Here is a 23,298-nt window from a genome sequence, read left to right as displayed (position 1 = left end):
GTTAGCCGGCCATCCGGCAGATTTCGACCGCGATCTGAGCGACCTGAACCGTGTCGAGCGACACCCGCACCTTCGGCACGTTGGCGCGCAGACCGAGCCCGGGGCCGCGCGGGTTTCGGGCGTAGTCGGTCGCGAACGTCGCGACCGCGTGCCCTGCCGCCCGGATGCGGTTGTGCATCCACGCCTGTACCGTGCCAAAACTAGATTCCGGCTGCTGACCTGCGGCTTTGAGGATTCGGTCAGGCTGCTCGGTGGTACTCGTTGATCACTCCGCTGAGGCGTCTTCGGCGGCGTATGGGCTTGTCGATGGGGATGACGACGGACGGATCATGGTTGGGTGGCCGCTGCTGACGCCCTTGGTGCGGCCGGTGGTCGTTGAAGTGGTCGACGTACTCGCCGACTACGGTCTGCGCGTGGCGCTCGTTGTAGATCAGCATGTGGTCGGTGCACTCGCTGCGGAGGCTGCGTCCCCAGCGTTCGATGAAGCAGTTGGCCTGTGGGGTCCGGGGTGGGGTCTTGACCACGGTGATGCCCTCAACGGTGAAGACATCATCGAAGGCGGTGGTGTACTTGGCGTCGCGGTCGCGGATGAGGAATCGGAACCGGTTGGCGCGCTCGCCGAGGTCGAAGGTGAGGTTGCGGGCCTGTTGGGTCACCCACTGCCCGGTGGGGTGCGCGGTCACACCGAGGAGGTGGACCCGCCGGGTGGCTACTTCCATGACGACCAGCGCGTAGAGGCGTCGTAGCAGGATCGTGTCGAGGTGGAAGAAGTCGATGGCCAGCAGGCCGGCGGCCTGGGTGCGCAGGAAGGACCGCCAGCTGGTGTCGGGCTGGCGAGGCGCGGGGCCGAGGCGTCGGTGGGTCAGGATCCGTCGGATCGTGCCGGCGCCGATCTGATGGCCGAGTCGTTGCAGTTCGCCTTGGATTCGGCGGTGTCCCCATCGCGGGTTCTCCCGGGCCAGCCGAAGTATGACGTCCCGGAGTTCGTCGCTGACGGGTGGGCGGCCGGGTCGGTTCGGGTAGGTCCAGCGGCGTCGTACCAGCCGGCGGTGCCAGGCCAGCAACGTGGCAGGGGTGACGATCCGATGTGCCCGTAGTCGACGCGGCAGCAGGCGAGCCAGGGCGGACAGGATCGCCCGGTCCGGCCACGACAGCCGCGGCCGGCCGCGGACCTGCCGACGGAGCACCGCTACCTCATGCCGCAGCGCGAGGACCTCGATCAGCAACGCTTTGTCGCTGCGGATCAACAATCCCAGACCGTTGAACAGGCGGATCATCCCCAGGTACAGCAACTGCGCGGCCATACCGACGATCATCAACCCAAGCCGAGAACTCCCAGCTCACAGCATGTGCGACGAGTTTTGGCACGGTACAGGTTGCCGCGAGGGATTCACCCCGTCCCAGCCCGAAGTCGGTGTACTCGGCGTCGAACTCCGCCGCCAGCAGAGCGAGTACCTGCTCTCGGGTCACGTCGGCTCCGCTGTATAGCCCGTATTCGTTCGCCAACGCGAGGTCCTTTCCTCGTCACGGCTGCAGGATCAACTGCGGCTTTCTGTGACAATCAACCTACTTGGTCGCGTCGACATTAGGTGGGCACGGCCGCCGGCAGGCGGGTGTCGCAGGGCGTCGGCTTACAGATTACAGACCGTGCGGCAAGTCTTGCCCCGCCACACCTGACTCACCTCAAATTGAAATACCTATCCAGAGTTGGCTTAGATCACATCATTCGCTAATTACCAGTCACGGTCGCGCAGCCATTCCTCAATGTCTCGATCGAGGGTCTGTTCATCGACGCCTTGAAGATTAGATGCTGCAATCCATTCGACAACTAGTTTCTCGAATTGAACGAAGGTGCTTTCGTCAACTCGACCGTGGATTGCCATGAAAGCCAATAGTCCCTGCGCTGCCGGCTTTTCCGCATCGCAAGATGGACATAGTACGATTATACGCTTGCACGGAAGATCTGGATCCGGCACTGTGGCTGTCAGATAAAGTTCACCAGAGCAGCGATGACATGCACTTGAAGTGTCGGCAACAATGATGGGCGACCGTGAATCGTTACTACGATAATTCGGCAAACTCATTCAATTCCTCCTGCGCCGAGGAGGACCTTGATTTCAGAGCGAAAATTGAGATCATTGCTTACTTGGAAGTTTGGGAAGGCTAGCTGCAAAGTTCCTCCAGGTTTTTGAAGATTCAACTGGATTGGCGCCTTGCCTGGGTGGGCAAGGATAATTTCCTTCAACTCGTTGACGAGTTGTGGACTGATTCGGTCCAGTCGAGTGCGCAAAATTACCGGAGGCTCTCCGCCGTCGGTGATAGACGAGACGTCGAGGACCGCTAGGTCTTGGGCGAAGACGCTGACACCGCCGTCACGCACGCTGACGTTCCCGGAGATCTTCACGACGCTGTCTTCAATCAAATACTGTCCGAGCAGTTCGTAGCTCTTGGGAAAGAAGAGTACCTCGATGCTACCGGTAAGGTCTTCGAGTTGTACGATTGCCCAGGAGGCGCCCTTCCCAGTGATCTTTCTCGTTACGCCGGAGATGAGTCCGGCGAGCACAACGGGCTTACGATCTGCGGTCTCCTCGTCAAGGATTGCGGTGATCGTGTGGTCACAGTTCGCTTTAAGAATGCGTTCAGCCCCTGCCAGTGGGTGGTCGGAGACATACAGTCCTAGCATGTCGCGTTCTAGCGCCAGCTTTTCCTTCTTCGGCCACTCCTTGCCAGAGCGAGCCATCGTGAAGCCAACGATTCCTTCGGCTCCACCTACTTCCTTCATTTCACCAAAGAGATCCATCCAGCCGATGGACTCTTTGCGCTTGGAGTCCATTACCGCGTCGATGGCCGCCTCATGGTTGTCGAGCAAGTCGCGTCGTGTGTCACCTAGCTCGTCGAATGCGCCAGCCTTGATGAGAGACTCGATCGTTCGCTTGTTGCATGCTGTCGCGTCTACCTTGATCAGGAAGTCCTCGAAGGAGGAGTAGCGCCCCTTCTTCTTTCGACCTTCGACGATGGCGTTGACGACGTTCGTTCCGACGTTGCGCACTGCGTTGAGGCCGAACCGAATGTCAGATTCGACGGGTGCGAACGGGCCTTTTGATGTGTTGACATCGGGCGTGAGAATTCTGATGCCCATGCTCCGGCACTCGGCCAGGTAGATGGCCATTGTCTCCTTCTTGTCGCCGACGGACGTCAGTAGTGCGGCCATGTACTCGGCGGGATAGTTGGCCTTCAGGTATGCTGTCCAGTAGGAGATCATTCCATAGCATGCGGTGTGAGCTTTGTTGAAGGCGTAGTCCGCGAATGGAACGAGGATGTCCCACAGGGTCTGGATGGCTTCGTCAGAGTATCTGTTGCTGCGCATTCCATCCCGGAAGGGGATGAACTCCTTGTCTAGAACCTCCTTCTTCTTTTTTCCCATAGCCTTGCGGAGCATGTCGGCGCGGCCGAGGCTGTATCCGGCGAGCTTCTGCGCGGCGCGCTGCACCTGCTCCTGATAGATGATCAGGCCGTAAGTGGGGCCGAGGATTTCGTCGAGGGCGTCTGCCAGTTCGGGATGGATCGGAGTGATCTCTTGCTGTCCGTTCTTCCGCAACGCATAATTGGTGTGCGAGTTGGCTCCCATTGGGCCGGGGCGGTAGAGAGCCAAGGCTGCGGAGATGTCCTCGAAGTTGTCGGGCTTCATCAGCCGCAGCAGTTGCCGCATTCCGCCGCCATCGAGCTGGAACACGCCTAGGGTGTCACCGCGCGAAAGTAGCTCGTACGTGGGCTTGTCGTCCAAGGGGAGACTTAGCAGGTCGATCTGTTGCCCAGTGGTGGCTTCGACGTTACGCAGCGCGTCATCGATGATGGTGAGGTTGCGAAGGCCGAGGAAGTCCATCTTCAGCAGGCCGAGTGACTCGCAGGTCGGATAGTCGAACTGGGTGATGATGGCACCGTCGGCATCACGCCTGACGAGGGGTACGTGATCGATCAGCGGCTCTGCGGACATGATCACACCGGCGGCATGTACGCCGAGTTGGCGCACAAGTCCCTCGATGCCCTTGGCGACGTCCATTACGCGGGCGACATCGGGTTCGGTCTCGACAAGCCTGCGCACCTCGGCAGCTTCGGCATGACGTGGGTGCTTCGGATCGAAGATGCCGGACAGTGGAATATCCTTACCCATCACTGCGGGCGGCATCGCCTTGCTGATCTTGTCGCCCAGAGCGTAGGGAAATCCCAGGACCCGGCAACTATCCTTGATTGCAGCTTTGGCCTTGATTGTGCCGAAGGTAGCAATCTGGGCGACCTTGTCGTCGCCCCATTTCTCGGTGACGTATCGGATCACCTCGCTGCGGCGGCGGTCGTCGAAGTCGATGTCGACGTCGGGCATCTGCACGCGTTCGGGATTTAGGAAGCGTTCAAAAATGAGGCCGTGCTGGATCGGATCTAGGTCCGTGATGCCGAGCGCGTAGGCCACGATGCTACCGGCCGCAGAACCACGACCAGGCCCTACCCGGATTCCCTGGTTCTTTGCCCATACGATGAAGTCGGCGACGACAAGGAAGTAGGCCGGGAATCCCATCTGAAGGATGATGTTGAGCTCATACTCGGCCTGGGCGCGCCGTCGTTCGTCATACCCAGTTGGCCAGCGGCGGTCCATGCCCGCCCAGACCTCCTTGCGGAACCATGACTCGAGCGTCTCGCCCTCCGGCACTGGGAACTTCGGGGCCAGATTGTAGAACTCGAACATGCCGGTCGGATCGACCTTTTCGGCCACCAGTAGTGTGTTGCGGCAGCCTTGCGCCCAGATGTCGGACGAGTCGACAGCATACATCTCCTCGGCAGTCTTGACATAGTAGCCGCCCCCCTCGAAGCGGAACCGCTTCGGGTCATCGAGCCGACTACCCGTCTGTACGGCCAGCAGCGCATCGTGCGCCTCGGCCTGCGACGCCTTCGTGTAATGAAGATCATTTGTGACCAGCGGAGGGATACCGAGCCGCTTGCCGATCTCTAGGAGGTCGTCGCGAACTCGGCGTTCGATGTCTAGTCCATGGTCCATCAACTCGAGGAAGAAGTTGTCCTTGCCGAATATGTCCTGGTAAGCGCCGGCGACTTTGATTGCTTCGTCGAATTGACCGAGCCGGATCCTGGTTTGTACTGAGCCGGAAGGGCAACCGGTGGTCGCCATGATCCCCTCGGCATTTTCTGCGATCAGATCCTGGTCCATCCGTGGCCACTTGACGTAGTGCCCCTCGATGGAAGCACGCGAATTCAGGCGGAAGAGGTTGTGTAGTCCGGTCATGTTCCTCGCCCACATGGTCATGTGGGTGATCGCACCACCACCAGAGACGTCGTCGCTCTTCTGCTCTGGCCGTCCCCACCGCACCCGCTGCTTGTGGAACCGGGACTCAGGCGCCACGTACGCCTCAACCCCGATGACCGGGGTGATACCCGTCGCCTTGGCTTGGTGAAAGAAGTCGTACGCGCCGTGCATGTTGCCGTGGTCGGTGACCGCCACCGCCGGCATCTCCAGTCGCTGTGCCTCTGCTAACAGCTCCTTCAGCCGTGCAGCTCCATCGAGCATCGAGTACTCGGAATGCACATGAAGATGGACAAACTGCTCGGCCACCAGTCCCCCTCGATCCACGTCCCAAACGACCCCTGCGCGGGCCTTCCTGACCCTAGCTCCCGGCTGGCAGAGGATCGAGTGGCAAGCCGGCGCGTCGGCGACTCCACCCTGCTCCGGCTTGCGGGGCAGCACAAGCGTCTGTAGTCCTACGGTCGACAGCTATGGCACCCACCCGCACTCACGCCACCGTCCGTCACGGTCCGACTACGGCAGGGTCGGCGCGAACGCGACTGGTCAGGCCCAGGTAGTTCGCCGACACGGTCGGCTGCAAACGTTCGCTACATGCTCCGGCTTGGCGCGCTGACTCCCTCACACGCATTCCCGAAACATCTGCTGCGGTGCGCTGCGGCTCGTGCGCAGATCGTCGTTGATCTTGCTATATAGTCATCAATCCAGCCAAGTGCCGCAGACGCACCTCTGTTGCTACCACTGGGTAGAGCCGATAGTCAACCTGGTGCTCTCCACTGCGGCTTGCCTGCTCCATAGCGAGACGAAGCCGGTCGACGTTGACGACGCCCAACTGTCCAAGCAGGAGGTCCGTGCGCAGGAACCGGCTTAGTAGGGGAAGGCAGTTCCGGTATACCCCAAGGTTCATGAGTCCTCCGAGGTTCTCTGATAGTCGGGGATTCACCACTTCATTAGACGCGCCGGCCCGATTAAGTCGATCCCGAAAGATTCGCTTTCGCCGTCGCCATTCTGGTGGAAGCCATTCGCCGAACCGTATTGCGGCTGGTGATGCCAGTGGTTCCACGGGCCAGACGCCGCGCTGGATGTAGAGAGGATTGTGACAGGCAAAGCCGGCCAATGTTACCTCGTTGATGATGGCTGCGGGGGCTATATCTGACTCTGCGGAAAGCAGCTCATCGCGTGCAGTCGCAGTTAGCCAGACAGGCAGAGTTAGGTCCTCTAAGTCGCCAGAAAAGTCTCGTTCTTCGGGTGGCAGTGCCAGCATCTCGTCACCGCCCGTACCACCGAAGGACACTTTGATACCCTCATCAACCATAAGGTCGATCAGGTGTCCGACTGCCTCGGAAAAACCTTCTTCGTCAAAATCTAGACTGTTGCCGGCTAGGATTGCGCTCCCCGCAGACAATGGTGGAAGTTCCATCGCCGGGGTAGTGATGTCAGATTTGAGATGCGCAAGTCTTGCCAGTTCGCGGCGCCGCCGGCGCTGCTGCTCTCCGGCAGCGCCGGCGACAAGGATAGCGGATCCAGCGATGGCCCCTGGATGAAGCCTGCCTAGTGTCAGTGCGACGTTAGCTGAATCCATTCCGCCGGAGAGAGTCAACCCGCATATCGCAGGTTCCAAAACCCTTTCTTGGATGATGGACTCGAGTAGCACGGTCAAGCCGTCGACAACGTCGGCTCCCTCGCGTATTGGTCGAGGCTCCGCATGCTGGGCGTCGTCGGGATACTCTATCCGAAAGTCGCCGTTTTGCAGATAGGCGGTCGAGCGTTCAGTCAGGTGAAAGATGTGTCGAAAGTGAGTTCTATTCGAGTATCGTTGGAAGTAGCTCAGTGTTCGCGCAACCATGTAGCGTATTACATCTTCTGGAGTGCATCCTCGCGCCAGGTCGGTCAGATTCCATGAACCGGTGAGAGTGTGATCGGTTGCCGTGAGGTAGACTGGCGCTACGTTATATACGCCGGACGAAGCGCGTACGCCCTGGTCTGGGCTAATTTCCAAGATGAAGCGATCGAGATGCCAATGCTTGGCGTCATCCAGAACTGCATGGTAATCTTCCGGGCTTACTTCTACAGTTCGACTTGGTCCGGCCCAGGGGTAGGTTACATCGACGTTGGCGCTGCGTTCACGGATGATGACAGCAGCCCGCACCCCTTCGGTGATGAGAGTTGATTCTAATGCTGGATGGGTTATCGGTTCGATCCAGTCATCTTCAGATTCCCAGCGTCTGGAGCTGGTCCAGACCCACCGCTTGGTGGGATTTTCACTTACGCGGAATCGAATCATGGAGGGCTTCTCCATCTCTTCAGGGTGAACGTCGGCCAGAAGTGCTGCGATTCTGGCCGACGTTCACGGTCGTCCTACTCGAATACGTCCTTAGTCTTGTGCGTGTCCGAACTGCCCCTCTTCTTCTTGTACTTCTGTCGAGAAGCAACTGATGGCACCACTAGTGTCTCTGGGCCGTCGAAGACTTTGTCCACCAGTGACAGTGATTGTGACATGCGCATCGTGAGATTCACCTCCTCCCCGCTACGAAAGGTACCATGCTCAACTTAGAGTGAAGCCGATCGATATCCAGCGTAGCCCCTCGACGGAGGGAGGTCGACCCCGCCAAGTGTTCCGGCGCCGTCGGTGCGACTCCCTGGAAGGTGGGGAGTCGCGTTGGCGCTTACGGCTATGCAGCCGACTTATCGGTTCGTTGGGCTGCGAGAAGGCATCCTGTGATAATTGCACCCAGGCCGACGATGGTCGTGGGCGTGAGTTGTTCGCGGAGAAATACGGTCCCGAAAATGACAGCAAAGGCGGGCGACAGGTAGAACGCCAACGCGGCTCGGGCTGGCCCGCTGCGGGCGATCAGGGTGTAGAACAGTACGAGGGTCATGCCGGTGCAGACGATACCGAGGAGCATCATAGCGGCCAGCACGCTGGTTTGAGGTAGTTGGACAGGCAGCGTCAAGCTGGCTGGTGCAATCATCGCTGTGCTCGTGACGAGCATTGCCGAGGTGGCTACGCCGAGCGGTGGGGCGTTCGCGTGGCGTCGGTGGATCATGATCGCGCCGGCGGCGTAACATAGCGCGGCCACCAGTACGAGAGTGCCGCCTAGGAGGGCGAGTCGGCCGCCGCGGAGGTCGACGCCGAAGAGCAAAATGAGTCCAACGAATCCGATGGCAACGCCAGTCGCACCCATCCATCCCTGCGGGCGTTCGTCTGGCGCATACCGGTAGGCGAGCATCGAAACGAACAACGGCTGCGCTCCGACCAGGATGCCTGCGATACCCGAGGGTACGTATTGCTGCCCGTACGTCAGTAGTAGAAGCGGGATGGTCGACTGCACTAGTACGGTCTCAATAATTTGTTTTGGTCGCCGCCAAATATCCGCTAGTGCACCGCTGCTGAGGGCTAAGGGTACCAAGAGGACGCAAGCGAGCAGAACTCGGCCGAGGACAACGACAGCGGGTGACAGCTCGCGTAGCGCAACGTCGATCAACGGGTAGACCGCCCCCCACAGGGCTGCGAGGAGGATGAGCTCGATCCAGGCCCTTCGGCTCACCGGCGACTCGCGAGTACAGCAATCAGCACACCCCTAGTTAAGCAGCACCTGACGGTAGAGCCTCTGGACGTAGTCGATGTCGGTCCACGGCATAAGGCCGACTAGCAGCTCACGCAGACGCCTGCGGTTGCGCTCGGACCCGGTGCGCCGGGCAAGGGTGTCGGCCTGGCTCGCTGCGTCGCAGGCTTGCTCAATCTGACCCATCTGCACGTACGCGACGGCCAGATCGATCAGGGTGCCGGACCGTTCGCGTACGAACGTGGGCGGTAGCAGCGTCAGCGCCTCGTAGAGCGCCCGAGTGGCTTCTCGTGGCTCACGCAACCGTGTCAGGCACCTGCCCTTCAGCCGTGCAGCATGACAGTCGGCGTTGTAGAACCCCAGCCACGCAGGAGCGCTTTCCGTGCTGACGCCGTCAAAGACCCGCTCCGCCTGCGCGAGCGAGGCAAGGCCGGGCCGGGGCTGGCCCAGGAATCCGTACGCCTCGCCAAGGGCTTCGCATAACCACGACCTGACTGCGGCGGGGGCGCCATGACCAGCTAAGCCCTGCGCGGTGTCGAGCACACTGAGCGCGGCCTTCCCGTCGCCGGCATGTAGGTGTGTGTAGCTGATCACACCAAGGCTGTATGCACGCAGTGCACGGTCGTTGGATTTCTCGGCCAGTGACGCAGCCAATCGACAGTAGCCCTCGGCCTGGTTGTACTTTTGTGCGTCGATCGCCAGCCAGCCGGCCAACTGGGCGGCATCACCTGCGGCGCGTAGCAACCGGCGATGGGCCGCACTGGTGGTCGTACGGTTACTTACCTCCAACATGGTCCGCAGATGCGTGGTCACCTCGGAGCTCACCCGGTGTGATCCTTCACGATAGTCTAGGTGCCGATAGGTGTCGGTTAGCACTTCGAAGTCCTCGATCACCGCCTCGGTGACCTTCGTGAGCCCCGCCGCGCCGGTTAAGCCAGCGGTCGGTGGCCGAGCCTGCGACGGCTCACGGTCGGCGGCGGCACCCCCGTGGCCTGCTGTGTCCAGATGGCTGTAGTCCTCGCCATCCAGCAGCTCACCTGCGTTGCAGCGGTAGAGGTAAGCCAGCTTGTTCAACGTGTCCAGTGATGGGGTACGGCCGGCCGGGCCGGGCCATATCTCCCAGTATGAAATTTGCTTCGCGGTTTTTGGGGCGTCCTCGTCCGGCCACAGCTCGTTCCATCGCTGGGCAGCCTCAGCCTGAGTCATCCCATGCGCCAGCCGGAAGGCTACCCGCGAGTTCAATCGATACCGCTCTCTCCACTGTGCGGCAATTTGTCGGTACGTGTACCCCTGGGCGCGAAGTTCCTCGGCCTCCTGTTGGTAGCTGCGTGCGGTCCTGGGCACCAGCGGCTCCTTGCCGTCGTCTGTCCTTAGTACCTGAACATACGGCGTGGTTGACCTCTGTGGAAGTCCTACCATGTTTCGCTCCCCGCATCGCGGGGAGTATCGCGCGAACGGATACCCCATCCTTCGTGGTCGACTAATCGCGTGATTGGAGGCACGGTTGGTCGTGACCGCCGAGCTCCTCGATGGATGGGACGTTTGGGCTGTGATTCCGCCACTATCAAAAACCGATCTTGATGACGCAGGGCGTCGGCCTGCGTCCCAGCTACGCAGCTGGGGCGACTCCCTGCCCTGCCCTGGTGGGCCGGTGCGCCTGCAAACTGGTGCCCAGTGACCGTCTACCACTCCGGTACTGGTCGGCGTTCGGTGTTGTCGTTGCCGGTTGATCGTCGGTTGTTGGCGGATGAGTTTTTCCTGATGGCGCATCACGACGTGTCGGGTCAGTTGCGGGTGACGGCGCGGATCGCCGGGTTCGGGGCGACGGCCGCGGTGTTGGCGGACCTGGTGGTGGCGGGGGTGTTGGTGGTGACGGCGTCGGGGCATTTGGCGTGTCCGGAACCGGGGGTGCGGCTGGTCGGGTTGGAGCGGCAGATCGTGGCCTGGGTGGCGGCTGAGCCGGGTCAGCCGGTTCCGGTGTGGTTGGACGTTCTCGCGGATGTGTCGGTGCCGGCGATCGGTCAGCGGTTGGCCGATGCGGGGGTGGTGCGGCCGGTGCGGGTGCGGCGGCTGGTGACGGTCCGGACGGTGTGGGAGCCGACGGACATGAATGTGGCGGCGTGGCCGTGGGCGCGGTTGTCGACCCGGATCGGTCGTGGTGACCGGTTGGACCAGTTCGACAGCGTTCTGGCGCGGTTGTGTGTCGCCGTTGGTGTCGAGGGCCGGTTCCTCGGCGGTGAGCCGCGGGCTCGGCAGCGTCTGGACCGGTTGTTGAGTCCGGTGCCGGCGCAGGTCGACGTCCTGTTGTGGGAGTTGTCGGCGGCGGTCGGTCGGGCTGTGTTGGGTGGCCGGACCTGACCACCGTCTGCCCTGTTCAGGCGTCTGCTCAGGCGCCCTGCCCGCTCTTTTCTCTGACCTGCCTCCGTCTCATCTCTGGTTCTTGTCTTTTCTTGGGGGTTCGTTGTGTCTGTTTCTCATGGTGTGCCGCGTCCGCGTCGGGGTGGTGTCGCCGCCGCGTTGGCCCGGTCGCGGCTGGGTGTGCCGCAGGTGGTGTTCTTTGTCCTGGCGGCTGCGGCGCCGATGACGGTGGTGGCGTCGGCGGTGCCGACGGCGTATGCGGTGACGGGCCTGTCGGGGGTGCCGGTCGCCTATACGGCGACCGCCGCCGTGATGGTGGTGTTCGCGGTCGGCTATGTCGCGATGTCGCGGCATGTGGTCAACGCCGGGTCGATGTACTCGTATGTCGCGCACGCTCTCGGCCCGGCGTGTGGTGTGGCGGCGGCGTTCGTGGCGGTGGTGGCCTACAACCTGATGCAGGTCGGCCTGTACGGGGCGTTCGGTGTCGTCGCGGCCGTGACGGTGTCGGCGGTGGCCGGTGTCGGCGTGTCGTGGTGGGTGTGGGCTCTCGGCGGCTGGCTGCTGGTCGCGGTGCTGGGGTTGGCGCGGGTCGACCTCAACGGCCGGGTTCTGGGTGTGCTGCTGGTCGCGGAGGTCACCGTGGTGGTGGTCTTCGACGCCGTGATGGCCACCCACCCCGCCGGCGGGGGGCTGTCGGTGCACGGGTTGGCGCCGGGGCATCTGGCGGTGCCGGGGATGGCGGCGATCCTGGTCGGTGGGATCGCCGGCTACGTCGGTGTCGAGGCCACCACGGTGCTCGCGGAGGAGACCCGTGACCCCCGGCGTACGGTCGCGCACGCCACCTACACCGCGATCGCGGTCACCGCGATCCTGTATGCGGGGTCGGCGTGGGCGATGCAGACCGCCGCCGGCCCCACCACGATTGTCGACGCCGCCGTCCGCCATGGGCCGGAGTTGATGTTCGTGCTGGTCGATGGCCACCTCCCACGCCTGATCGTCGACGTGGGTCGGCTGCTGCTGGTGACGAGCCTGTTCGCCGCTCTGTTGGCCTTCCACAACATGGTCGCCCGCTATTTGTTCGCGTTGGGCCGAGAACAGGTCCTTCCCGCCGCGCTGGGGCGGACCCACGGGCGGACCGGAGCGCCGAGACTCGGCTCGCTGGCCCAGACCGGCGTGGCAGGCCTGACCATCGCCGGCTACGCGCTGGCCGGCCTGGATCCGATCGTTCATCTGTTCTTCTGGCTGACCGTCACCGGCGGGCTCGGCGTGTTGATCCTGATGACCGCGACCAGCCTCGCCGTCCTCGCATACTTCCGCCACCACCGCCGGGGTGAGTCCCGCTGGTCGACCGCGGTCGCTCCCGGCGTCGCGCTCAACCTGCTGGTGTTCATCCTCGGCGGCACTCTCATCGGTTTCGGTGACCTTCTCAACGCCCCGCCCGGCTCGCCGGCCCGGTGGGCGCTGCCCGGCCTCTACGCCGCCGCCGTCACCGCCGGCCTGGTCTGGGCCGCTGTCCTGCACCGCACACGCCGTCACGTCTACGCCACGGTCGGCGCGGGTGCCGACGCCGCGACCCGCTCCACCACCCACCCGACCCCCGCCGCGCGTAAGGAGATCCGTCGGTGACCACCACCCCCACCACGACCGTGGTCCGTGTCGCCGAGCGCCACGACATCCCCGCACTCACCGCGACCCTGGTCGAGGCGTTCGTCGACACTCCGGACGCCGTCTGGCTCATCCCCGACCCGGCCGAACGCCGACGGATATACCAGCAACTGTGTCCTGCGATCCTCACCCACGCGATGACCTCGGGCACCGTGTACACCACCGGCGACCACGCCGGCGCCGCCGTCTGGCTGCCCCACACCACCGCCCACACCCCCGACCCCCACCACACCGCGCTGGTCACCCGAGCCGCCGGCCCGCACGCCGGACGGTTCACCCGCCTCGCCGCGCTCCTGCACGACCACGCCCCGCGCCGCCCCCACACCTACCTCGCATACCTCGGCGTCGCCCCCACCCGGCAGCGCCGGGGTGTCGGCACCGCCCTGCTCGCGCACCGGCACACCATCTGCGACACCGCCGGCACCCCCGTCCACCTCGTCGCCACCACCACCAACGCCCGACGCCTCTACCAACGGCATGGCTACTACGACACCACTCCGACGCCGGTGCACCTGCCCGACGGTGGACCACCTTTGTGGCCGATGTGGCGTCAACCTCAGACCCGCGGTGTCGGCTCCGGCCGGGAGTCGTGACGGCCGTGCCCGCCAGCGCCGTACGCAACCCGTTCGACCCATCCGGAGAGGCAAGCCCGGTCATGAGCGACACCGCGCCCACCGCGAGGCGGGGCATCGACACCTGCGTCCCGCAGTCCGCCCGGGTCTGGAATTACTGGCTCGGCGGCAAGGACAACTTCGCCGCCGACCGGGAGATCGGAGACCGGATCAGAGCGGCGAACCCGCACATCGCCGAGATCGCGCTGGCGCAACGCGCGTTCCTCGTCCGGGCCGTCACCCACCTCACCCACGCCGGTATCCGCCAGTTCCTCGACATCGGCACCGGCCTGCCCACCGCCGACAACACCCATCAGGTCGCCCAGACACTCGCACCCGAATCCCGCATCGTCTACGTCGACCACGACCCCCTCGTTCTCGCCCACGCCCGCGCCCTGCTCACCAGCACCGCGAACGGCGCCACCGACTACATCGACGCCGACCTGACCGACCCCGAATCGATCCTGTCCCAGGCCGCCCGCACCCTCGACTTCGACCGCCCCGTCGCCCTGATCCTGCTCGGCGTCACCGCCCACCTCACCGACGACACCCAGGCGTACGCCATCGTGCGCCGCCTCGTCGACGCCGTCCCCGCCGGCAGCTACCTCGCCCTGTGCGACGACACCAACGTCATCCACCCCGCGCCGATGGACGACATGGTCCGCCAGTGGAACGCCAGCGGCGAAAACCCTCGCGTCAACCGCACCCCCGACCTCATCGCCGGCTTCTTCCACGGACTCGAACTCCTGGAACCCGGCGTCGTCTCCGTCACCCGCTGGCGACCCGACACCACCCACATCGTCGACGTCGACGACTTCGGAGGAGTCGCCCGTAAACCCTGACCAACATCGACCACGCCACCGACGGACGGCGGATCCCCCGAGCAACCAACGGAGACCGGAACCACACCCACAACCACCCGAGACCCACCTAGCCCCCCACGCACCCTCGCCGAGGACGGAACACCACCCATGACCATCACACCCACCCACCCGCCCGCCCCAGCGCCGGCGTACCCGTCAGCGAGCCTCACGGCCGACGCCATCCTCGCCCTGCACACCCCCGACGACACGCTCATGTGCGCGCAGTGCCGCTTCGAGGGACGACTCACCCCACACCCCTGCACCCACCGTCGATGGGCCGACGCCGTCGACCGCTCCACACCCACCCGCGACACCCTCATCGTCCTTGGACTCCTCGGCCGGCCACCGCGGTTGGCCGGCACCGCGCCTACACCGGACCCGCCGACGGAAGGCACCCCGTGATGGCTGACGAAACTCCGCCTGATCAGCGCCGCCGTCACCGCCCCGGCCAGCAGCCGCCATCGGACCACCGACTGGTCACCTGCTCCCTCACCCTGGACACCCCTCGCGAGGAGGGACGATGAACCCCACCACCGGCAGACGGGGCATCCTCGCCGCGTGTCTGGCCGCCGCCGTACTCGTGGGCGTCGCCAGCGGGTGCGGGACCGACACCGAGGACCCGCGGCCCGACCCGACACCGCCGTATGACCAGATGCCCCAGAACCTGTGCAACCGGCTGCGGTCGGAGGACCTGTTCCGGCGATTCGGGCTCACCCTCGCTCCCGCCCGGGACCACCACACGACCTACAGCGTGGGACGGACCCACTGGTCGGCGTACTGCATCTTCGTCGCCCACGCCACCGACGGGCGTTTCACCACCAAACTCGGCTTCGAACCCGTCGGCGGAATACAGGTCCGGGTCTACGACGACGTGCCAGGCGCGGTCGAGGCGTACAACCAGGACGCCGCCCGCTACGTCGACCTGTGGAAGGACACCACACCCGGCACCACCACGGCCGACCTCACCGGCTGGTGGGAGGACAGCGGACTCTCGTTCGAAACCGTTGAAGACCTGGACGCGAGCAGCACCACGGGCGGCGGCCTCGGAGCCACCCAGATCGACATCACTCACCTCGTCCGCGACGAGAACCTGGTCGTGATGGCGTACGTGCAGGCGCTGACACCCACCGCGGAGACGGACACGGCGCTCGCATTCCTGCACGACCTCACCGACACGCTGACCGACCAGACAGCCAGACGCCTCGGCCGCTAGCCAGACGGCCCAACCCGACCGGACCGGGAGGCAACCCAACCGCACCCGGGCCACAGCCATGGACACAGCCCAGGTCGTGGGTGAGTTCATGACGGCAGGAAGACGACGACCTGTACCCGCAGGATCTCTGGAGTGGCCATCCGCGCTCGGCAGCACTCAGGCAGAAGACCGGTGCCGGCGGCATCAGCCCGACGCGCCGCCACCGCAGCGGCGGCCCACCAGCCCACCAGCCCGCCAGCCTCCGCCGCCGGTCACGCGGCCCGACCGACCGATACAGGGGGAGGACGTTTGACCGCAGTAATGGTGGACTACCACGGCCATTGCGAGCCGTTGCCCGACCCGGTCCGCGCCGCCGAGTTGTTCGCCGGTCAGGCTGAGTCGATCATGGCCCACGGTGGAACCGGCCAGACCATCTGGATCGGCCCCGGGGACGGGCCAGCTCAGCTGCGGATCGACGTCGACACGCGCGTCAACCGGGCAGCGGTGTGCTGGCTCCCGGACGGCACGCGGGGCATCGAGCGCGAACCCGTCGGCGCGATCACGGTTGTCGAATCGCCCGATTCCGGCCTGGTCACCGTGCCCGCCATCCTGGCCCGGGTCAGTGTCGCCGCCGCCGGCCGCGCCGTCGCCGAGTACACCGCCACGGGCCGCCGGCCCACCTGCCTCACCTGGCGGTCAGAGCACCAATGACCGGGGGTGATGCCGGGGAGGGGTCGGGGGCGGCGCGATCGACTCTTGCGGGAGATCGACATGGAGATGGTGCCGCGCCGCCCGAGCGCAGCATATCGGCAGGCTGCGTTGCGCACCTCGGGCTCACAACCGTTCGGGTCCACCAGTCCCGCCCGGTACGCGGGGCGTTGCGGCGGTGGTGGTGTCGAGACGGGTGGTCCCGCCGGTGTTTCGGCGCTGTGGGGACCGTCGCCTCCTTCGCGGTCAGGATCTGGGTTGCGGGACCCGCTACGGAAGGTGACATGTGTCGGCGGCCCGGGCGGGCTGGCGTCTGCCCGGGCCGGGGGAGTGTCGGCCGTCGTCGACACCTACTTCCGACACCGGTCCGGAGTCACGCTGCGGCACCCTGTCCCACGGGGGTGGGAGGCCCGGTCGGCGTGTGTGCCGTCCCGTGTTATGCCGCCTTGGGGCGGTTGCGGCGGGGGACGAGTCGGGTCGTCGCCGCCGCGGTGGTCTTCTTCAGTTCAGCGAGGACGGAGGTGTAGGTGTCGGCGGTCAGGTTGTAGGAGGAGTGGCCGAGGGTGTCCTGGATTTCCTTGATGGTTGCGCCGGTGGCGAGCATCAGGGTCGCGGCGATGTGGCGCATGTCGTGGAACCGGACGGGTGGTAGTCCGCTGCGTTCGACGAGGCGGTCGAACCGGTAGGCGACTGTTTCCGGGTGCCAGGGTTGGCCGTCGCGTTTGCGGACGAAGAAGACGTCGGTGTCGGCCCAGGCGTCGCCGGCGACGATCTTCCATCCCGCGCGGCGCGTCAGGTAGGTGCGCAGGCTGGTCACGGTTTCGTCGGCGAGGTCGACGACCCGGTCCCCGGCTGCCGACTTCACGCCCTTTTCGATGACCTGGTAGCCGACGCTGGTGCGCTGGCTGGTGATGGTGATCGCGGCGGCTTCCAGGTCGACGTCGTAGTCGTGCAGACCGCAGAGTTCTCCCCGTCGGGGGCCGCGGTGGATGGCCAGGTCGAACAGCGCGTACAGCTCGGGGTCGTCGGTTTCGGCGAGGTCGAGGAACTCGCCCACCTGCGCTGGTGTCCAGACCATGACCGGGCTGGGCCGCTGGCCGGTGCGGCGCCACCGGTTGACCGCCGCGTCCGTCCACAGGCGGGGCTTCGGTGGTTTTCCCGATCTGAGTTCGACCGACTCGGCCGGGTTCCGGTCGATCAGGCGGTGGTGGTAGAGACGGCGGGCGTCGTTGAGCGCCTTGCGCAGGGTCGCGAGGATCCGCTGTTGGCTGGCGTCGCCGACGGTCCGGGTTCCTTTGACCGCGTCGCGGACCTCTTTCACCGGGCTGGCCTTGGCGGTGAGGATTTCGGCGTTGCGGGACTCGATCGCGGTGAAGACCATCTCGATGTGCGCGGCGGTGAGGTCCTGCAGCGCGACCTGCCCGAGGTGGGGTGCCCAGTACTTGGTGATGTGGTCCTGGTAGCTGCGTCGGGTGGCGGGTTGCAGTTTCGTGCGGCCCTTGATCCATTCGGTGAGGTAGTCGCCGAGGGTGAGGCGGGTGTCGGCGGGTACGTCGGCGCGGACGCGTCGGGCCATGTCGTCGCGGTCGGGCAGCGGCTGGTGGGGTTTGACAGCGTGCAGCGTGTCGGCGATCTGCTGGCGCAGGGTCTCGTCGCGGCCGGCGAGGTCGAGCAGCGTCCGGGCGTGGTCGCGTTCGTCGGCGGCGGTTTCGCGGGTGTCGAAGCCGCTGCGGCGTAGTTGCCGCCGCCTGCCTGCGGTGTCGAGGGGGAGTTCGAGCTGGTAGCGCCAGCTGCCGTGGTGGGGGTTCCAGCCGTTGCCGCGGCGCAGTTTGGGGCATTGGGCGCCGAGGCGTTTGCCGTTGTGTCGGCAGCTGCAGCGTTTGGTGATGGATCCGTCGGCCATGACGGGTGTCCTCCTTGCCGACGCCCCGGTGGGGAGCATCGGATTGTCGGGTGTCCGTTGGGTTGATCGACGCTCGGTTCGGCGGTGCGATCAAGTCGCGGGCGGCGGCGGGGGAGGGGCGTCGGTGGGGACGCCGAGGGCGGTCAGGATCGCGGTGACGGAAACCCGGTAGCGGGACCCGACCCGCAGGACGGGAACGGGGAGCCGGTCGGCGCGGGCGAGTTCGTAGGCGCTGCTGCGGGACATGCCGAAGATCGCGCCGGCGGTCGCGACGTCGGTGACGGCACCGAGTGCGCGGATGCGGTCGACGGTCCAGACCGGCGGGGGAGCCGGCTTGTCCGCGGCGGTGGCGGGGGATGCGTCGTTCATGATCTGTCCTTGTCGAACGGGGGGAAGGGGCCCGCCACCGTGGTGGTGGCGGGCCCTCTGCGGGTGGGTTGGGTCATGGTGAGGTGGTGCGGCGAAGGGGAAGGCGGGCGTCACCGAGACGCGGCCCTGGTCGGAGCCGGGGCGCCGGTTCGGGCGGTGTGGTCAGGGAGTCCGACTGGGCGGGTCGGGTGCGGCCCACCGGTGCGGGCACAGCAGCAGCCGTAGCGCGGCGGCCGCTTGGTGGGGGACGACGCCGTTGCCGAGGACCCGCAGCGCGCCGGTGCGCGGTATCGCGAGGGTCGGGTCGGTGACGTGGCCGTCGTTGAGGCCCATGAGCCATTCGACGAACGGCGGGGCCAGGACCGGTTTGTCGTGTCGGCCGGGTTGGGTGGGTTCGGGTACGCGGCGGCCGAGCAGCTGTTCCCAGCGGGCCACCGCTGGGGCGTAGGCGCCCCACCGGTCGGTGTCGGGTTGGCCCAGCCGGGCGACGGTGGTGCGCAGGTCGGCGCCGCCGTCGCCGTGTCGGCCGGGTCCGCGTGCGTCGGAGGCGCGGGGGGTGGGCAGGATCCGGTCCGGCACCCGTGCGGCCGCCGACGGCAGGGTGAGGTCGCCGCGTGATCCGCGCTGCCCCGGGCTGCCCTTGGTGCCGTCGGAGGCGCGTGGGGTGGGCAGCAGTATCTGTGACAGCGGTGGCCGCCACCCGGTCCCGGCCCGCCGGCCCGGGGTGCCGGTGTCGCTGGCCCTCGACGTCGGCAGCAACCTCGGGGCGGCGCCGGACTGTCGGTCGTTCCCGGCCTGCGGGGACGCGTCCGGCCCATGCGGCGTCGGGTGCGGAGTCGGTGGAAGGTGGTGGTGGCGGGTGCCGGCCGGTTCGACCAGGTCGGGTAGTCCGTACTGGTGGCCGGGGCCTTTGCCGTCACGGGCGCACGGGGTGGGCAGCGTCGGTGCCTCCTCGTTCGGTGGGTGTGGCCAGCAGGAACAGGCGGTCTCTGCGGTGGGGTGCGCCGATGTCGGACGCGCGTAGGCATAGCCAGCGCGTGTCGTACCCGATCTCGGCCAGGTCGGCGTGGACGACGTCGAGTCCTCGGCGGAGGAGGGCGGCGACGTTCTCCACGAAGACGAGCCGTGGTCGTAGTACGCGAACGGCGGCGGCGATGGTTGTCCACAGGCCGCTGTGGATACCGGTGATGCCGGCGCGTCGGCCGGCGTTGGAGATGTCCTGGCAGGGGAAGCCGGCGGTGACGATGTCGACGGGCGGGACGCGGGTCCAGTCGATGGTGCGGATGTCGCCGAGGTTCGGCACGTCGGGCCAGTGGCGGTTAAGGACGGTGGTGGCGTGGCGGTCGGTTTCGGCGTACCAGGTGAGGTGGCCGCCGAGCACCAGCTCGACGGCCAGGTCGAGTCCGCCGTAGCCGGTGCACAGCGACCCGATCCGCGCGGGGGTGGGTAGGTCACCGATCACCCCACCTCCCCACGGCCGTCCTGGCGGGGCGGGTCGTGGTGGGGGCAGGTCCACGGCCCGCAGCCCGGGACGTCGGGCTGAGGGCGTGGGCGCAGGACCACCTCGCCGAGCGGTACCCGTTGCCGGTGCAGGAAGAACTCCCCGCGCAGTGGACGACCCTGAGCGTTGGCCCGGGCGGAGCCGTTGCGGACCGCCGTGTCGAACGCGACCGCGTCTGCCCACTCCTGCGGGCTGTCGGCCTTCAGACGAGCCCAGAAACGGTCGTCGTGGAACGGGCATCCCACGCAGGACGACTTCGGGGTGTCGGCGTAGCCGTTGTCGGCCAGGAAGCGGAGGCAGTCGGTCCGCCGCCAGCCCAGGTCGAGCAGCGGGAACACGTTGCGCATGTAGGCGACGTCGCAATCGCGTGCCCGGCCGATCTCGTCCAGGCTGATCCCGATCGCCATCTCCGCCCGTACCCCGGCCGGCACGCGTGCGGGGTGCGGGTAGCCGAGCCGGCGCCGTACCTCCGCCTTGATGGGTTTGATCTTGTATTCGCTGGTGCACTGCCGGCGGGCCATGCCCCGTTGACCGTCCGGGCCGAGGGTGAACAGCGGCATGGAGGCGAACCGGTGGCCGGGGTCGAGCGCGTCGGCGCGGATGTCGCCAGCGGTCACCCGTATGACGTCGATCCCGGCCTGCCGGGCGATGCGGGTCAGCCGGTCCAGATGCCGGTAGACGGCTGCCGGTTCCCACGACGTGTCCGCGAACACGGCTGCGTCGAACCCGGGAATCCTGCCCTGGACGGCCAGGAGCAGCAGCGTCGTGCTCTGCACGCCGGCGCCGAGGGACAGGTAGCGGCGGGTGGCTGTGGTCACGCCACCACCCCGCTTCCCGGATCGTGGTGCGGGCGCTGGGGTTCGGCGGAACCCGCTGTGCTCTGTGGCTTGGCCAGGACGAGGACGTCCTCGTGGGCGATCAGGTGCATCGGCACCCCGGCCTGGCGGGCCTTACGCACGGCGGAGAGTTGGAAGAACGACGGTCGGGCGATCAGCCGCCCGCCGCGGACGGCGGCGAGCAGTGCCACGCACCGCTCGACCGGGACGAGCCCGGCGGCGACGCCGGCGCCGATGACCGCCGACGGCAGGTCGACCAGTTCGCCGCGTTTACGCCACGGCCGGGCGGTGACCACGACGATCCCGCCGGGCTTGAGCAGGGTGGCGCAGCCGGCGAGGATCTCGGTGAAGCCGTCGGCCAGGCCGGGGAGGTCCCGGTAGGCGAGGTTGCCCTTGTCGGTGCCGTCGTTGTAGGTGTTGTCGGACTTGTGTACGCCGGCGCCGGCCTGCGGGCGGACCAGGCCGTGCACGGTCGGCCCGTACGGCGGTGAGGTCACGACGAGGGACACCTGTCCGGCCAGCGCGGCCGGCAACAGGCTGGTGATGCGGGTGGCGTCACCACGCACGACCGACGCCCGCCCGGTCGCGCCGTGGCGGTGGGCGTGGACGACGTTGGCGTCGGCGATGTCGCTCCACCTGCTTTCGTACTCGACGCCGATGGCGTCCCGGCCGAGGCGGACGGCTTCGACGAGGGTGGTGCCGATGCCGCACATCGGGTCGAGCACGAGGTCGCCGGGCCGGGTGTAGGAGCGGACGGCGTGGGCGGCGATCGCGGGCAGCATCCGGGCGGGGTGTGTGACCGACTGGGGCACGTAGCGGCCGCGTCGTTGGACCGGGCCGGTCGACTGGGCGGTCGCCCACACCGACAGGCCCTGCGGCGACACCGCCGCCTTCTGGCCCCGACCCTGGCCCTGTCCCGGGTCCCGGCCGGCGTCGTCGCCGGTGTTGGTGGTGGGTTCAGGCACGCCGCTCACCGCCCTGTGCGACATCCCGCGAGGTCGTTGGGGTGGTGAAGACGAGCAGGTCGGCGTGGACCTTGACGTGGAGGACGAACTCCCGTGCGTGGGTGGCGCGGGCCAGGGACAGCAGTTCCTCGTCGGTGGCGTGGAACGTGAACCGGTCGCCGTCGGTGTCGGCGGCGACCGCGACGATGTGCTGCAGGTAGCCGAGCCCCGCGCCGGTGGCGGCGTCGACGACGTTGGTGAAGTCCTGCGGGGCCGCGGCGACGCCGGCGGGGGCACCGGCGACGAGGACCAGGCAGCCGCCGGGGCGCAGCAGCCGGCCGCAGGCGGTGAGCAGCCCGCCCAGCCGGGCCAGGTTCGCGGCGTCGTCGCGGGTGTGGAGGGGCCAGGTGGCGACGACGAGACTCGTACGCCCCGGACCGTCGCCGCCGTGCGGGGTGGTCGGGTCGTCGCCGGGTAGCGGGGCGGGGTCGGTGAGGTCGTCGCCGAACCACACCCCCGCCTCACCGGACCCGTCCAGGTCAGGACCGCCCGGGTCGGGGTGGTCGTCGGATGGCGGGGCCGGTGGTGGTGTCGATGGGCCGATGGTCAGCCTCGCCGGCCTGGTGAACCGGGCCGGCAGGTGGGGGCGTCCACCACGCTGGCAGGCCGTGGACAGCGTGTGGGTGTCGGTGAGGTCGACGACGGCGTCGCCGGGCCGGCTGTAGGCGGCGACGAGCCGGTACGCCAACCGGCGGGTGATGGTCGTGTGCTGGTCGTCGCCGCCGCGGGCGGTGCGCCAGACGGTGATCGGCACCGGCGGGTCACCGGCGACCACATCGATCGGAGGGACGTTCGGGTTGCCGCCCGGGTGGGCGGGCTGCGGCGTGGAGTGCTCGCTCATGTGGTGTCGGCTCCGCGCCGCGCCGTGATGCGCTGACATCCCCGAACCGGCGTGTGTGGGCTGTGGCGAACATCCGCCGCGCTCACAGGCGCTCACAGGCGTCGACCAGATGGGTCGACCACCGGCCTCGGTCGCGCCGTGGCCCGTTGCCGGGGTGCGGCTCTGCGGGGCCGGTCTGCGGCGGTCCGGCCGGTCGGCCCTGGTGGTGGCCGGCGTTGCCGCGGATTGCCGGGGCGGCCCTGACTGCGGTGTGCGACGTGCGGGGGTGGTCGGGCGTTGCCAGCGGGACGGGGTGTGTCCGGTGGATCAGGTCTTTCCGGCAGGGGTGAGCTTCTGTCAGGGCGGTGCTGGTTCTGTCAGCGGGGTCGTGTCAGCGGGTGGCAGAGGACCGGCTGCTGTCACCGGCGGGGTGGCCGCTGACAGCGGCGGGGGTGACAGAGGACTGTGAGCGGGCCGTCGTGTCACAGGGCGTGGACGACCGGGGTTGGTGCGTGCCGCGGGTCGCGGACCGGAGTGGGCGGCAGTGGGTCGCGGTCGGTGTTTTCTGTCAGCGTGTCACAGGGCAGGTCAGGCCTC

The 23,298-nt window shown here is 66.7% G+C and carries 21 protein-coding genes; 7 read left to right on the top strand and 14 right to left on the bottom strand.

The annotated features are described in order from the left end of the window. Window position 1 precedes the first annotated feature (1 nt). From ACN27J_RS18340 to ACN27J_RS18310, 7 genes are all read right to left on the bottom strand, one after another. Window positions 2-178: a hypothetical protein gene (locus tag ACN27J_RS18340; RefSeq protein WP_421367739.1), complete on the bottom strand. Its 177-nt coding sequence runs from the start codon at window positions 176-178 to the stop codon at window positions 2-4. A 61-nt stretch (window positions 179-239) separates the two neighbouring features. Beyond that, complete coding sequence (locus tag ACN27J_RS18335; protein WP_421367738.1) at window positions 240-1,316, bottom strand: integrase core domain-containing protein; 1,077 nt, start codon at window positions 1,314-1,316, stop codon at window positions 240-242. 417 nt (window positions 1,317-1,733) lie between these two features. Continuing rightward, window positions 1,734-2,084 (bottom strand): DUF6300 family protein, encoded by a 351-nt coding sequence (locus tag ACN27J_RS18330; protein WP_421367736.1) that lies wholly within the window; start codon window positions 2,082-2,084, stop codon window positions 1,734-1,736. After that, complete coding sequence (gene dnaE / locus ACN27J_RS18325) at window positions 2,081-5,617, bottom strand: DNA polymerase III subunit alpha (protein ID WP_421367733.1); 3,537 nt, start codon at window positions 5,615-5,617, stop codon at window positions 2,081-2,083. The genes ACN27J_RS18330 and dnaE overlap by 4 nt, the downstream gene beginning before the upstream one ends. A gap of 376 nt (window positions 5,618-5,993) precedes the next feature. Beyond that, entirely contained in the window at window positions 5,994-7,604 is a 1,611-nt protein-coding gene (locus ACN27J_RS18320) for a hypothetical protein (protein WP_421367731.1), read from the bottom strand. Window positions 7,605-7,977: 373 nt separating this feature from the next. After that, window positions 7,978-8,853, bottom strand: coding sequence for a DMT family transporter (locus tag ACN27J_RS18315; RefSeq protein WP_421367730.1), 876 nt, complete (start codon window positions 8,851-8,853; stop codon window positions 7,978-7,980). Between the two features lie 33 nt (window positions 8,854-8,886). Continuing rightward, entirely contained in the window at window positions 8,887-10,215 is a 1,329-nt protein-coding gene (locus ACN27J_RS18310) for a hypothetical protein (RefSeq protein ID WP_421367728.1), read from the bottom strand. Between the two features lie 396 nt (window positions 10,216-10,611). Between ACN27J_RS18310 and ACN27J_RS18305 the strand changes: the two genes are divergently transcribed. The 7 genes from ACN27J_RS18305 (at window position 10,612) to ACN27J_RS18275 (ending at window position 16,271) form a co-directional block, all read left to right on the top strand. After that, window positions 10,612-11,229 (top strand): GOLPH3/VPS74 family protein, encoded by a 618-nt coding sequence (locus tag ACN27J_RS18305; RefSeq protein ID WP_421367726.1) that lies wholly within the window; start codon window positions 10,612-10,614, stop codon window positions 11,227-11,229. Window positions 11,230-11,352: 123 nt separating this feature from the next. Then, window positions 11,353-12,855, top strand: a complete 1,503-nt coding sequence (locus ACN27J_RS18300) for an APC family permease (RefSeq protein WP_421367725.1) — start codon at window positions 11,353-11,355, stop codon at window positions 12,853-12,855. Next, entirely contained in the window at window positions 12,852-13,487 is a 636-nt protein-coding gene (locus ACN27J_RS18295) for a GNAT family N-acetyltransferase (protein ID WP_421367722.1), read from the top strand. The genes ACN27J_RS18300 and ACN27J_RS18295 overlap by 4 nt, the downstream gene beginning before the upstream one ends. 62 nt (window positions 13,488-13,549) lie before the next feature. Next, a complete protein-coding gene (locus ACN27J_RS18290) occupies window positions 13,550-14,347 on the top strand; it encodes an SAM-dependent methyltransferase (RefSeq protein WP_421367720.1) in 798 nt (265 codons plus the stop codon). A 129-nt stretch (window positions 14,348-14,476) separates the two neighbouring features. After that, window positions 14,477-14,770, top strand: coding sequence for a hypothetical protein (locus tag ACN27J_RS18285; protein WP_421367718.1), 294 nt, complete (start codon window positions 14,477-14,479; stop codon window positions 14,768-14,770). 118 nt (window positions 14,771-14,888) lie between these two features. Next, window positions 14,889-15,581, top strand: coding sequence for a hypothetical protein (locus tag ACN27J_RS18280; RefSeq protein WP_421367716.1), 693 nt, complete (start codon window positions 14,889-14,891; stop codon window positions 15,579-15,581). Between the two features lie 288 nt (window positions 15,582-15,869). Further along, window positions 15,870-16,271, top strand: coding sequence for an Imm1 family immunity protein (locus tag ACN27J_RS18275; RefSeq protein WP_421367715.1), 402 nt, complete (start codon window positions 15,870-15,872; stop codon window positions 16,269-16,271). A 433-nt stretch (window positions 16,272-16,704) separates the two neighbouring features. On the opposite strand, the gene ACN27J_RS18270 is transcribed toward ACN27J_RS18275, so the two are convergent. The 7 genes from ACN27J_RS18270 to ACN27J_RS18240 all read right to left on the bottom strand — a co-directional run bounded on the left by ACN27J_RS18270 (window position 16,705) and on the right by ACN27J_RS18240 (window position 22,722). Next, on the bottom strand, window positions 16,705-18,171 hold the full coding sequence (locus tag ACN27J_RS18270; RefSeq protein WP_421367712.1) for a tyrosine-type recombinase/integrase: 1,467 nt from the start codon (window positions 18,169-18,171) through the stop codon (window positions 16,705-16,707). A gap of 90 nt (window positions 18,172-18,261) precedes the next feature. Further along, window positions 18,262-18,540, bottom strand: coding sequence for a DNA-binding protein (locus ACN27J_RS18265; protein ID WP_421367710.1), 279 nt, complete (start codon window positions 18,538-18,540; stop codon window positions 18,262-18,264). Window positions 18,541-18,702: 162 nt separating this feature from the next. Next, window positions 18,703-19,299, bottom strand: coding sequence for a hypothetical protein (locus ACN27J_RS18260; RefSeq protein WP_421367708.1), 597 nt, complete (start codon window positions 19,297-19,299; stop codon window positions 18,703-18,705). 157 nt (window positions 19,300-19,456) lie between these two features. Continuing rightward, window positions 19,457-20,002, bottom strand: coding sequence for a DNA cytosine methyltransferase (locus ACN27J_RS18255; protein ID WP_421367706.1), 546 nt, complete (start codon window positions 20,000-20,002; stop codon window positions 19,457-19,459). Beyond that, on the bottom strand, window positions 19,999-20,859 hold the full coding sequence (locus ACN27J_RS18250) for a hypothetical protein (RefSeq protein WP_421367704.1): 861 nt from the start codon (window positions 20,857-20,859) through the stop codon (window positions 19,999-20,001). The genes ACN27J_RS18255 and ACN27J_RS18250 overlap by 4 nt, the downstream gene beginning before the upstream one ends. After that, complete coding sequence (locus ACN27J_RS18245) at window positions 20,856-21,866, bottom strand: TRM11 family SAM-dependent methyltransferase (RefSeq protein ID WP_421367702.1); 1,011 nt, start codon at window positions 21,864-21,866, stop codon at window positions 20,856-20,858. The genes ACN27J_RS18250 and ACN27J_RS18245 overlap by 4 nt, the downstream gene beginning before the upstream one ends. After that, the gene (locus ACN27J_RS18240; protein WP_421367700.1) at window positions 21,835-22,722 is read right to left on the bottom strand and encodes a hypothetical protein; all 888 of its coding nucleotides are present in this window, start codon (window positions 22,720-22,722) and stop codon (window positions 21,835-21,837) included. Before ACN27J_RS18240 ends, ACN27J_RS18245 begins: the two co-directional genes overlap by 32 nt. Window positions 22,723-23,298: the final 576 nt, after the last annotated feature.

This window comes from Solwaraspora sp. WMMB762 (assembly GCF_049179115.1).
GTDB lineage: Bacteria > Actinomycetota > Actinomycetes > Mycobacteriales > Micromonosporaceae > Micromonospora_E.
This window is presented reverse-complemented; position numbering and strand designations above follow the sequence as displayed.